Source organism: Hydrogenophaga pseudoflava (genome assembly GCF_031020795.1).
Lineage (GTDB): Bacteria > Pseudomonadota > Gammaproteobacteria > Burkholderiales > Burkholderiaceae_C > Hydrogenophaga > Hydrogenophaga pseudoflava_A.
This window is the reverse complement of sequence record NZ_JAVHJP010000004.1, coordinates 540,103-550,637: the sequence shown is the minus strand read 5'-3', so window position 1 is coordinate 550,637 and position 10,535 is coordinate 540,103. Positions and strand designations below refer to the sequence as shown.

At 69.4% G+C, this 10,535-nt stretch carries 12 protein-coding genes; 2 read left to right on the top strand and 10 right to left on the bottom strand.

The genetic code is table 11. The features are described 5' to 3' along the window. Window positions 1-125: 125 nt before the first annotated feature. Window positions 126-311, bottom strand: a complete 186-nt coding sequence (locus RCO38_RS16215; RefSeq protein ID WP_308329382.1) for a hypothetical protein — start codon at window positions 309-311, stop codon at window positions 126-128. On the opposite strand from RCO38_RS16215, the gene RCO38_RS16210 reads away from it, so the two are divergent. After that, window positions 294-638 carry a hypothetical protein gene (locus RCO38_RS16210; protein ID WP_308329381.1) on the top strand — a complete coding sequence of 115 codons (345 nt, stop codon included), beginning with the start codon at window positions 294-296 and terminating at the stop codon, window positions 636-638. The two genes, RCO38_RS16215 and RCO38_RS16210, sit on opposite strands and share 18 nt — an antisense overlap. 30 nt (window positions 639-668) lie before the next feature. After that, on the top strand, window positions 669-2,315 hold the full coding sequence (locus RCO38_RS16205) for a type IV secretion system protein (protein WP_308329380.1): 1,647 nt from the start codon (window positions 669-671) through the stop codon (window positions 2,313-2,315). Window positions 2,316-2,341: 26 nt separating this feature from the next. Here RCO38_RS16205 and RCO38_RS16200 read toward each other — a convergent pair whose 3' ends face one another. The 9 genes from RCO38_RS16200 to RCO38_RS16160 are packed head-to-tail and all read right to left on the bottom strand — an operon-like array spanning window position 2,342 to window position 10,517. After that, complete coding sequence (locus tag RCO38_RS16200; protein WP_308329379.1) at window positions 2,342-2,836, bottom strand: hypothetical protein; 495 nt, start codon at window positions 2,834-2,836, stop codon at window positions 2,342-2,344. Between the two features lie 20 nt (window positions 2,837-2,856). Continuing rightward, entirely contained in the window at window positions 2,857-3,594 is a 738-nt protein-coding gene (gene fabG / locus RCO38_RS16195) for a 3-oxoacyl-ACP reductase FabG (protein WP_308329378.1), read from the bottom strand. Beyond that, window positions 3,591-4,037 carry a hotdog family protein gene (locus RCO38_RS16190; RefSeq protein WP_308329377.1) on the bottom strand — a complete coding sequence of 149 codons (447 nt, stop codon included), beginning with the start codon at window positions 4,035-4,037 and terminating at the stop codon, window positions 3,591-3,593. The genes fabG and RCO38_RS16190 overlap by 4 nt, the downstream gene beginning before the upstream one ends. Further along, window positions 4,031-4,831, bottom strand: a complete 801-nt coding sequence (locus tag RCO38_RS16185) for a beta-ketoacyl synthase chain length factor (RefSeq protein WP_308329376.1) — start codon at window positions 4,829-4,831, stop codon at window positions 4,031-4,033. The genes RCO38_RS16190 and RCO38_RS16185 overlap by 7 nt, the downstream gene beginning before the upstream one ends. Continuing rightward, complete coding sequence (locus RCO38_RS16180; RefSeq protein ID WP_308329375.1) at window positions 4,828-6,018, bottom strand: beta-ketoacyl-[acyl-carrier-protein] synthase family protein; 1,191 nt, start codon at window positions 6,016-6,018, stop codon at window positions 4,828-4,830. Before RCO38_RS16180 ends, RCO38_RS16185 begins: the two co-directional genes overlap by 4 nt. A 26-nt stretch (window positions 6,019-6,044) precedes the next feature. Further along, the gene (locus tag RCO38_RS16175) at window positions 6,045-6,767 is read right to left on the bottom strand and encodes an SAM-dependent methyltransferase (protein WP_308329374.1); all 723 of its coding nucleotides are present in this window, start codon (window positions 6,765-6,767) and stop codon (window positions 6,045-6,047) included. Further along, window positions 6,764-7,564: a polysaccharide deacetylase family protein gene (locus tag RCO38_RS16170; RefSeq protein ID WP_308329373.1), complete on the bottom strand. Its 801-nt coding sequence runs from the start codon at window positions 7,562-7,564 to the stop codon at window positions 6,764-6,766. The genes RCO38_RS16175 and RCO38_RS16170 overlap by 4 nt, the downstream gene beginning before the upstream one ends. Next, window positions 7,561-8,202, bottom strand: coding sequence for a hypothetical protein (locus tag RCO38_RS16165; protein WP_308329372.1), 642 nt, complete (start codon window positions 8,200-8,202; stop codon window positions 7,561-7,563). Before RCO38_RS16165 ends, RCO38_RS16170 begins: the two co-directional genes overlap by 4 nt. Further along, on the bottom strand, window positions 8,199-10,517 hold the full coding sequence (locus RCO38_RS16160; protein WP_374694546.1) for an MMPL family transporter: 2,319 nt from the start codon (window positions 10,515-10,517) through the stop codon (window positions 8,199-8,201). The genes RCO38_RS16165 and RCO38_RS16160 overlap by 4 nt, the downstream gene beginning before the upstream one ends. Between the last annotated feature and the right edge of the window lie 18 nt (window positions 10,518-10,535).

Sequence of the window (10,535 nt, the reverse complement as noted above, 5' to 3'; positions counted from 1 at the left end):
GTGTCATGCCCGCCATCGTGCCAATGCCGTGCCTTTAGCAACAGGGCAGTTGCCCGGGGTTTTGAAGCGCGTCCCTAAAGAAAATCAACAAGACCCTGAGAATTACCGGCCCACAAGATGCCGAATTACAAAGAGACCTCGCAGCCACCAGCAGAGCCTTCCACGAACTCGAAATCGCCGCCGAAGAAAAGGAGAAGTACATCAAAACCCTGGCCAGCTGCGGCGAACGCAAAATCAATGCCAAGTACTTTGATGCCTGCATCGGCCGGCGCAAGCTGGCAATCAATTCCCTGATGCAGTACGACATTCATCTGGACAAGATGAACAAGCACTTGGAGGCCATCAAGAAGCTACTCGATGACTCCCGCGGCGTCGAGAGCGAGGCTGGTCAGCTCCAGCGCTTCCAGACCGAAATCCAGGCCCGTCAGGCACTGATGCTCGGCGAGGCGGCGCGCATGCAGGGATTGATGCAGGCCTACAAGCAGCGCGATGAGCTGTATGCCGTGCAGATGAACGAGGCCAGGGAGTCCACGGTGAGCAAGCCGCCGGTCAACGACGAGGCTGGGGGCGAGCGGCCCGCCGCCAGGGCGCCCGCCTTCCGGGTCATCAACATGAACAGCCCATTTGAGAATCAATAAACAGGGGCGACAACGCCTGGGGGAGGACACATGGCAGATTGCACGGCGCTGGACGCAGCCAACTTCATCAGCAACTTCATGGAGCAGGCGGAGGTGTTCTCCGGCTTGCCCACGCATTACCAGGACGCGTTGAACGACGCGTCTTTCTATTGCCGCTTGCGCGAGTACGTGATCGAGGACCAGTTGCAGGGCATCTACCAGCATGGGGCTGCCCGCGAACTGGCCAAGGTGATTGGCGTGATGTCGTCAATCTTCGTCACGATGTGGGTCATGGTGCAGGGGTTCAAGATCATCAACGGCACCATGCGCACGCCCATCCTGGAACTGGGTTTCCAGGCGGCCAAGATCGTGCTGATCCTGTCCTTGATCTCTCTGACGCTGGCCAACACGCCGTGGATCACCGAGCAGGTGACGGGCTTCCAGGAGGCCATCGCGTACTTCCTGACGGGCACAAGCACGCCCATCGACGATCTGATCGACTTCAACATCGCTGCGACGGCGCTGATTGATCTTGTCGTGCAGGACGTCACGGGCAAGGGCCTGGGCCACGTCGCCACCCTGGGCGGCAGCAACACGCTCACCGCGGGCTGGCTGGGTCAGGGCGGCCCAGCAGTCGCTGCAGCGTCACTGCTGCTGATGGCGCGGGTGGCGATTGTGTTCGGCATCATGCTGTCGCCGGTGTTTCTGTTCTTCATCCTGTTCGAGAAAACCAACGCGCTGTTCTGGCAGTGGGTGAAGTACCTGCTGTCGATCTTCTTTGCGATGGCGGCGCTGAGCATCGTCGCCGTGATTGCGCTGCAGGCGATGTCGCAATATGGCTTCCGGGTCTTCCTGTCGATGCTGGTCAACCAGATGGACCCGGGTACGTTCCGGGCGATTCTGGTGTCGGTGCTCACGGAAAACCTCAGCGGCGCGGATGCGTCCATCGACGTGGGCGGCGGTCTGACCCGACTGGCGATGATGGGGGCCTTCTTCACTGCCCTGATCGCCGCGGTGCCCGTCATCGTCATGACTTATTTCGGCGCCGCCATGCATCTCGCGGCACAGGGCATGAATGCCATGACAAAACCAGGGGGCGGTGCCGGGGCACCCGCATCCAACGCAAGCCCATCAAGCACGGCCCTGCAGCACACCAACCACGAGCAGCGGTTGGAACAAGGCCAGTACGGCCCTTCGGCCCATGCGACGTCGGCGGCACCTTCGCTCACGGCTGGCAATCAAACCCTTAACTACCAGGCCATGCAACACATCGGCGCTCAACAGGCGGCAACAGCACAACGTTTTGGCGATGGCTCCCCCGCCATCGGACAGCGCTCGGTGCTCGGCATGGCCAACGACACACGATTCCAGAGTGGCTTGCCGCACAGCCAGACTCTGCCAAACAACTCGACCGCAGCGCAAAGAGGGATGGCGAAGAACAGTACCCCAAGCCACGTCGCATCGACCGCTCAAGAGACCTACGCCGCCAACCCGTCGTCAGCCACGCACCAGGCAACGACGACCTTGCCCCCCGACCACCCGGAGGCCACGCCGGTGTACGCCGTGCCGCCACCCGGCGTCCGCCCTCCGGGGCAGCCCGTGATCGAAGTGGCCGCCCGGGAAGTGCCGCGTGCCCCGCAGCCCATGCCGGTCCGCCCGGGTGCATCCCAGTTCATCAAACGCCCTGAGCCGCGGTAGCCCGAGCGCTCTCAAGCACACCCTGGTCAGCTGCGTGCGCAGCCCACGCGCTCGACGCTGATCGCCCCCATCACCGACACGCCGCGACCGGCGTTGTCGCCGAACACCGAGGTGCCTGAAGTGGCCGAGGAGATGTGGGCGTCGCAGTGCAGCTTGATGCGCAACCCGCCGCCCACGTTGACCGCGGCGCGAAGGCAGTACCAGCCGTTGGGGTTGAGCAGCTCCATCTCGCTCTCGCCCAGCACGTTCACGCCCGGTTGCACCACCACGAGCACGGGGTAGTCGGTGACCTCCCGGTCGGCCACCGACGAGCCCCGGCCCAGCACACGCACCGCGCCCGAGACCGTGCGCAGCGGCGGCGTGTCGGTGAACGGGTGCTGGCTGCCCCAGGACCGCATGCAGGCCTGTGCCGCGCTCTGCACCGTGTCCGCCTCCTGTGCGTGGGCCGCCGCAGAAACCAGCAGCGCCGGCAGGGCCAGCGTCCAGGCAGCAATGAAGGGGATCAGGGAAAGGGGTTTCATGGCGGGCCTCCTTGGATGCCTCAAATCATCGCGCCATTGATCGAAATGACCTGTCCCGAGATGTATCCCGCCGCGTCAGACGCCAGGAACGCCACCAGGTGCGCCACCTCGGCCGGCTGGCCCACGCGCTGCATGGGCACCAAACGCTTGACGGCGTCGGCGTCGAACGCGCCTTCGATCATGCCGGTGGCGATCAGGCCCGGCGCGACCACGTTGACCGTCACACCGCGGCTGGCCAGCTCCAGCGCCAGCGACTTGCTGGCCGCGTGCAGCGCGCCCTTGGCGGCCGAGTAGTTGACCTGCCCACGGTTGCCAGCCACCGCCGCCACCGAGGACACGCTGACGATGCGGCCCCAGCGGGTGCGCATCATCGGCATGGTCAGCGGCTGGGTGACGTTGAAGAAACCGTTGAGGGACACGTCCAGCACGCGGTCCCACTGCTCGCCCGTCATGCCCGGGAACACGGCATCGTCGTGGATGCCGGCGTTGTTGACCAGGATCTGGATCGGCGCGGCCTCGACCAGCGCCTCCAGCGCTGCGGCGGTGGCGGCGCGGTCGGTGATGTCGAAAGCCACGGCCTCGGCGCTGCCGTCGGCCGCATTGATTCTTTCAGCCAGGGCCTGGGCCTTCTCCAGGCCGCGGTTGGCGTGCACGACGACGTGGTGGCCGTCGGCCGCGAGGCGTTCGCAGATCGCGGCGCCGATGCCGCCGCTGCCGCCGGTGACGAGGGCGCGGCGGCGCTTGGTTTCTGTGTTCATAGGGACTGGGCGTCGAGCACCACGGAGGCGCGGCCTTCGAGCAGGCAGCGCCCGCCGCAGTGGAGGGTGAACTGGTAGAGGATCAGGCGCGCATCACCCGACAGGCGCTCGGCCGTGACGGTGAGCGGACCGCCCACGTTGTCGAGCCGGTCGGTGTGCAGGCTCAGGCCGCGCACGCTCGTGAGGTAGCCCTGTGTGGGGGCCGCGTCGCTCTGCGCCAGCAGCGCGCCATGCACCGCCATCGCCTGCGCCGCGTATTCGACGCCGGTCGCCGCCCCCAGGCGGCCCGCGTCGCGCAGCGGGTTGGCCGGGTCTGTGTGGCTGACGGCCTCGCAGACGATGCGCTGTGCATCCCATTCGATCACGCGCTCGAGCAGGCACATCGTGCCCTGGTGCGGGATGTGGGCCGCGATCCAGGCGTGGTCCAGGGGCGCGCTCAGCATGGCTGCCAGCCCACCCGCAGCTGCATGGGCGCCAGGTAGTCGATCACAAGCTCGCCGCCCTGCCCCGCCGCCACGCGGCGCAGCAGCGGCAGCGCACGCATCGCGGGGATTGCGGTGCGCAGCGCCTCCAGCGACGCGCCGGGCATCGGTTCGGCGGCCTCGGTGGTCGGCACCACGGAAAGCACCCCCAGCGCACCCTCGGCGTGCGGCGACAGCAGCAGCGCCAGGGCACCGCAGTCGGGCGTGTCGCGCTTGGCGTGCAGCGGCTCGGGGTACTCGCTGTCGTAGGCGATCAGCAGCACCGGCTGGCCGTCGACCGCCACCTGCGCCAGCGCGTCGAGCAGGCCGGCGCCGAAGCTGGCGTCGTAGGCGCCGATCACCTGGCACGGCGCCATGGCGCGCGTCGCAATGCCCCAGTAGCCGGCGGCCGCGTTGTGCACCGAGTTGTGGAAGCGCGTCGGCGAGATCTGGCGGTCCTCGCCCGCGAGCTGCTCGCACAGCGCATGGCAGTTGTGTCCGTCGGCGCCCGAGGCGGAAAACACGGTGGCCAGCGTGGACGCGTCGGCCCCGGCCTGCCTCACCGCCTCTAGGCCCACGCCCAGCGAGAGCTTGATGACGCGGCTGGCGCGGCGGCGTTCGGCCGGCGGCAGCAGTTCGGGCACCGGCAGCACGGTGGGGGCCGGTGTGTGGGGCAGCTCGCCGCGCAGCACGGCGGCCGCGGTCGCCCAGTCGGGCAACCCGGGGGCGATCAGGCCGACGCCGGTGACAAAAGCCTTCATGGTGATGCTGTTCATGCGGCGACTCCCAGCACCAGGCTGCAGTTGCTGCCACCAAAACCAAACGAGTTGCTCAGCGCGTGACGCAGCGGCCGGTCTTCGCCCTGCAACTGGTAGCGTATCGGGATGGACGGGTCGAGCGCGCCGCTGCCCGGGCTGCCGGGCACGCGGCCGTCGGTCAGCGCCATGGCGCAGATCAGCGCCTCGATGGCGCCCGCCGCGCCCAGGGTGTGGCCGGTCGCGCCCTTGGTGGAGTTGCCAGGCACGGTGTCGCCGAACAGCGCCGCCACGGCCTTGCCCTCGGCCGCGTCATTGGCGGGTGTGGCGGTGCCGTGCAGGTTGATGTAATCGATGTCGCTGGGCGCGAGGCCGGCCGATCGCAGCGCCGCTTCCATCGCCAGCCGGGCGCCCAGACCCTCGGGGTGCGGCGAGGACATGTGGTACGCGTCGCTCGATTCGCCCACGCCCAGCAGCATCACCGTGCCGGCTGCGGGCGACGCACTGCGCTCCAGCAACGCGAAGGCCGCGCCCTCGCCGATGGAGATGCCGTCACGCGCCGCGTCGTAGGGGCGACAGGGGTTCTTCGAGGTCAGCTGCAGCGAGGCGAAGCCGTAGAGCGTGGTCAGGCACAGCGTGTCGACGCCACCGACGATGGCCGCGTCGATGGTGCCCAGCGCCAGCTGGCGCGCCGCGGCGGCGAACACCTTGGCGCTGGACGAACAGGCGGTGGAAATTGCCATCGCCGGGCCGGTCAGGCCGAAGTGGTCGCGCGTGAATTCGGCCAGAGAGAAGGCGTTGTGCGTGGTGCGGTAGTGGAAGTCCTCGGGCAGCCCGCCGGTGGCCGGGTCGCGGCGGCGGTAGGCCAGCTCGGTCTGCAGGATGCCGGCCGTGCTGGTGCCCAGGAACACGCCGACGCGGTCTGCGCCGTACCGCGCAGTGGCCTCACGCACCCGGTCGCCGAAACCGTCGGTCTCCAGGCCCATCAGGGTGAGGCGGTTGTTGCGACAGTCGTAACGCGACAGCGCCTCGGGCAGGCGCTGTTCGTCGACACCCGCGACCTCGCCGATCCAGGTGTCGAGCTGCACCGTTTCAAAGCGGCAGGGGGCGAGCGCCGAGCGTTCGGCGCGCAGGGCCGCGCGGTGGGCGGCGATCCCGCGGCCGAGGCAGGTGGTGAGGGTGTGGGCGGTAAGCGCGAGCGGGGTCATGGGGGCGCAGTGTAGGAAAACCGGCGTCAGCCGTGCTTGCGGCAAACCAGCATGACATTGGCAAAAGGCTTGCCTTCGCTCATCGGGGCCGACTGCACGGCGAAGCCGATGCCTGTCAGCAGCGCGGTCCAGTCGGCCAGCGTGCGGCAGTACAGCCGCGGCAACCGGTGGCCGCGGGCGAAGGTGACCACATGGTCGACCCAGTTGGAGATGTGGAACGGCAGGCCGGCGCTGGCGTCACCGATGCGGGTCAGGAACAGGCCCTGTACAGGCAGGGCGGCATGGATGCGCCGCAGCACCCGGGTCTGGTTCTCGTGGTCGAAGTAGTGCAGGGCATCGAGGATGGTGACCACGTCGGCCTGGCCGAAGTCGACCAGGTTCATGTCGCCCTGCTCCACCCGCACCACCGGGTGGTCGCTGCCAAAGGTGTCGGCCGCCCGGTCGACGTCGTTCTGCATCAGCTCGACGCCCCGCATGCTGCGGAACCGGGGCGGCGCCGGCCAGTCGGCGTGCCACTGCCCCTGTTCGTAGAGCCGGCGGGCGGCCAGCAGCCAGGCGAAGAGACTGCCCTGCCCGCAGCCCAGGTCCAGCAGCCGGCCATCTGCGGGCAGCAGCCCTCGCCGCAGCATCTCGCGAAAGATCGGGTCCGTGCCCAGCTTGCCACGGGCGTAGCGGTGGGCGAACGGCCCCCCGGAGCGGAAGCCCTTGGTGGCCTCGTCCAGCAGCAGGGGAAAGAAGGTCCGGCTCATTGCAGGGATTGTTGCAGGGTCACCGGCCGCAGCCCCTGTGCCCTCAAGGTCTGCAGGAGCATCGGCAGGGTGGACAGGATGACGGGCAGGCCGTCGGGCGTGAGCGCGGCATGTCCGTCGTGCATCAGCAGGATGTCGCCGGCGCCCAGGCCTCGGGTCAGCCGCGCCAGCACCCGCTCCGGTCGGCCGTCACGCGTGTCGTAGGGGCGTCGCGTCCAGGCGGCCAGTTGCAGGTCCAGATCCGCGAGCACCGGGTCCAGAAACGGGTTGCGCAGCCCCGCGGTGGGCCGGAAGAACAGCGGCGCCTGGCCCGTGATGTCGGCCAGCGTGGCCTGGGCCGCGGCGATGTCGGCGCGCATGCGGCCGGGGCCGAACAGCGAAAACGCGTTGGAGTGGGAGTCACCGTGGTTTTCCACCCGGTGGCCGCGCGCCACGATCTCGCGGCACAGCGCGGGGTGCACCCGGGCCCGCCAGCCGATGCAGAAAAAGCTGGCTTGGGCGCCCGCGGCCTCCAGCAGGTCGAGCACCTGTGGTGTGACCAGGGGGTCGGGGCCGTCGTCGATGGTCAGCGCCACCTCGCCGCGCGCCCGGGCAGCGTCGGGCAGCCGGGTGAGGTTGGGGCCGAGCAGGGTGGTGCGCGGCAGCAGGCCGGCGGTGGTGATCACCGCGTGGTTGGCCGCCACCGCGCCCAGCGCCCAGGGCCAGGACGAGGGGTCGACCACCGCACCCACCGCCGCTCCAGCGTGCAGCGCGGCCGAGGCCTTGAGAAAAGGAGACGGCGACCAGGGTCTGCTCATGCGAGGGCACCGAAGTGGCCGGCATCCAGAAAGCGCTGCCACAGCGGCAGCCAGGCCGACCAGTCGTGGTCACCGGGCAGGACCTCGCAGTGCGGCAGCGGCAGGTGTTGCGCCAGCAGCGACATGCCGTCCACGAATCGGTCCCGGTCGCCATAGCCCATGAACATGGGCACGGCCGACGGCGGCGACTGCAGCCAGTGCCACAGGCGCACGTCCGGGTCGCTCATCTGGTCGTCGGCCGCCACCCAGCGCGCCAGGCCCCCGGCGCGCACGATCGCGTTGGTGGTGAGGCGACCGCCCGCATAGGGCGCGAGCAGGCACAGCCCGTCGACCGCACCCACCTGCCCCGCCCAGCAGGACAGGGCCAGTTGCCCGCCACGCGAGATGCCGCCCAGCCACACGCGCCGGTAGCTGCTGCGCGCGGGAGCCAGCCACTCCTCTTCGAGCCGCTGCAGCGCGATGCGGTTGTCTGCCCCCTCGGCGTGCAGGTCGGGCGCCACCAGATCCAGCGCCAGACGGTGCTTCGCCAGCGTGTCGAACAGGCCGGCCTGCACCATGTGCTGCGGCGTCATCAGCGCCCCGGGCAGCATCAGCAGCAGGGTGTCGGCGCCCTGCAGCAGGCGCTCGGTCGGGTTCACGAAGCCGCCCCGTTGGGCGGGTGGCCGGGCCGGGGGTAGACCAGCACCGCGGACAGCAGCAGCGCCAGCAACGCACCGGGGCCGACGGTGATGCCCACCGCCTGCAGCACCGGCACGCTGGAACTGGCGAGCGTGCCAAAGCCGATGACAGTGGTCAGCACCGCCACCCCCATGGACAGGAGGGTGGCCGGGTCGAGCGGTTGCCCGTCGCCCGGATGATCAAGAAACAGCGCGTAGTTGGAACCGACCGCAAAGATCAGCAGCAGGCCCACCAGGTGCAGCAGGTGCAGCCGCACACCGGCCACGTTCAGCATCACCATCACCAATCCCACCGTGAGCGCAAGCGTGAACATCACACGCGCCAGACGGGCCACAGAACGCAGCGACACCAGGAGCAGCAGCGCAATCGCGGCCACCCCCAGCAGAGACAGTTCGACCGCCTCCTTGACGTAGGTGGAATACAGGCCCTCGAACTCGGTCTTGAGGTCGACGAACAGGGCCCCGCTGCCGGCCAGCGCCTGCTCCACCGGCTGGGCCGGGATGGCGGCATCGGGTGCATCGGGCGCGGGCCGCAGCGGCAGCATCACTGTCCAGTGCCCGTCCTTGCCGTGGATCAGCAGGGAGTCCACCGCCAGGGCCAAGGCGCTGCCGTCGAGGTCGGCGCGGGTCATCGGCCCGGCGGCGCGTGCCGCCTCGGTGTCGTCAATGAAAGGTCCGAGCCTGGCGGCGGACAGCGGGGCGTCCACCAGCGCCCGCTGCAGCCGCTCGCGCAGCACTTCGGCGGCCGGCAGGCTGGCCAGGCGCTGCTGCTGCAGCTGCCCACTGGGCAGGAAGCGGGCGGGCGAATCGTAGCCGCCGATCACCCCCTGCTCCACCAGCGCGTCCAGCCGTCCCCCGGCCTTCTCGGCCGCCTGCAGCGCCGCCTCCTGGCTGGCGGCGCTGACCGTCACCAGGTAGCGCGCATCGGGCGCTGCGAGGTCCGAGCGCATGCGCGCATCGGCGTTCGCCTCGTCTGCGGTCACCGAGGACAGCGCCGACAGGTTGGCGCTCCAGAGCGTGTCGCGCTGGACCCACAGATAGCCTGCCACGGCCACCGCCAGGCCCACCATCGCCCAGCGCAGCCGGTGCGCCTGACCCAGCAGAACCAGCCAGCGCCGCACCCGGGCTTCGTGCGCCGGCACGCGCAGGCCGGGTCCCGTCAGCGAGGGCAGCACGAAGCGCGTCACCAGCGCCGCCGTGACCACGCCCGACAGCGCGTACAGCCCCAGCTGGGCCAGGCCCGGAAAACCGGAGAACAACAGGGCGCCGAAGCCGATGGCGGTGGTCATCACGCCCAGCCGGATCGTCGGCCAGAACACGCGGCGCCACTGATCCACGCCTTGGTGCCCGGCCTGCACAAAGTAGTAGATGGCGTAGTCCACCGCCTCACCGATCAGCGCCGAGCCGAAACCCACCGTCACACCGAACACCGTGCCGTGCACCAGGCTGACCATGGCGATGCCGGCCAGCGTGCCGCTGAGCACCGGGATCAGCCCCAGAGCCAGCAGCTTGAACGAGCGGTAGACCCAGAACAGCACCAGCCAGATCGCGATCGAGCTCATCAGCGACAGGCGCTTGGCCTCGCTCTTGATGGTTTCGCGCGCCTGCACCGCGAACTGGCCCGGGCCGGACAGCGTCATCGTCAGTGTGGCGTGGCCGGTCGATGCGCGCGCCTGCTCGAAGGCGGTCCTCACCTTGTCGATGGCCTGCGCCTGGCCGTCGGTGTCCGAGCCGAGCACCCGCGTCTGCAGCAGGAGCATGGCGCGCTCGCCGTCGCGCGAGGCCCAGACGCCCGCCCGCATCTGCGGCTGGGCGCCGGGGTTGAGCTGACCGAGAATGGACAGCACCTCGCCGGTCGGGTCGCGCGCCAGGTAGGGCTTGAGCAGCATGCCCGCGGGTGAGGACAGCAGGTCGATGGTGTCGGTCACCGCCGCACGCAGCCCGTCTTCAGTGAAGCGCTCGGGCGCGACGGACGGGCTCAGCGCGTAGCGGTGCGCCAGCAGGCGGTCGCGCTCACCTTCCAGCCCACCCGCCTCGCCGTTCTGGACCGAGAGGAAGTCCGGGTCGGCGGCCAGCGCCTGGCGCAGCGCCCGCGACACCGCCGCCCGCTGCTTCTCGTCGCCGCCCTCGACCGCCACCATCAGCAGGCGCGAGACCGACCCGTCCTGCAACTGCTCCACCAGGGCGCGCTGCTCGGCGCTGGGGCTTGACGGCAGGAAGAACGACATGTCGGCTGTGAACCGGCTGTTCCACACCACGGCCAGACCGGCCAGCATCAGCGCCAGCCAGACCAG

Coding starts and splice junctions, on each gene's coding strand:
- RCO38_RS16210 (WP_308329381.1), top strand. CDS start 294: ATGCAGTACGACATTCATCTGGACAAGATGAACAAGCACTTGGAGGCC.
- RCO38_RS16215 (WP_308329382.1), bottom strand. CDS start 311: ATGAATGTCGTACTGCATCAGGGAATTGATTGCCAGCTTGCGCCGGCC.
- RCO38_RS16205 (WP_308329380.1), top strand. CDS start 669: ATGGCAGATTGCACGGCGCTGGACGCAGCCAACTTCATCAGCAACTTC.
- RCO38_RS16200 (WP_308329379.1), bottom strand. CDS start 2,836: ATGAAACCCCTTTCCCTGATCCCCTTCATTGCTGCCTGGACGCTGGCC.
- fabG (WP_308329378.1), bottom strand. CDS start 3,594: ATGAACACAGAAACCAAGCGCCGCCGCGCCCTCGTCACCGGCGGCAGC.
- RCO38_RS16190 (WP_308329377.1), bottom strand. CDS start 4,037: ATGCTGAGCGCGCCCCTGGACCACGCCTGGATCGCGGCCCACATCCCG.
- RCO38_RS16185 (WP_308329376.1), bottom strand. CDS start 4,831: ATGAACAGCATCACCATGAAGGCTTTTGTCACCGGCGTCGGCCTGATC.
- RCO38_RS16180 (WP_308329375.1), bottom strand. CDS start 6,018: ATGACCCCGCTCGCGCTTACCGCCCACACCCTCACCACCTGCCTCGGC.
- RCO38_RS16175 (WP_308329374.1), bottom strand. CDS start 6,767: ATGAGCCGGACCTTCTTTCCCCTGCTGCTGGACGAGGCCACCAAGGGC.
- RCO38_RS16170 (WP_308329373.1), bottom strand. CDS start 7,564: ATGAGCAGACCCTGGTCGCCGTCTCCTTTTCTCAAGGCCTCGGCCGCG.
- RCO38_RS16160 (WP_374694546.1), bottom strand. CDS start 10,517: ATGCTGGCCGGTCTGGCCGTGGTGTGGAACAGCCGGTTCACAGCCGAC.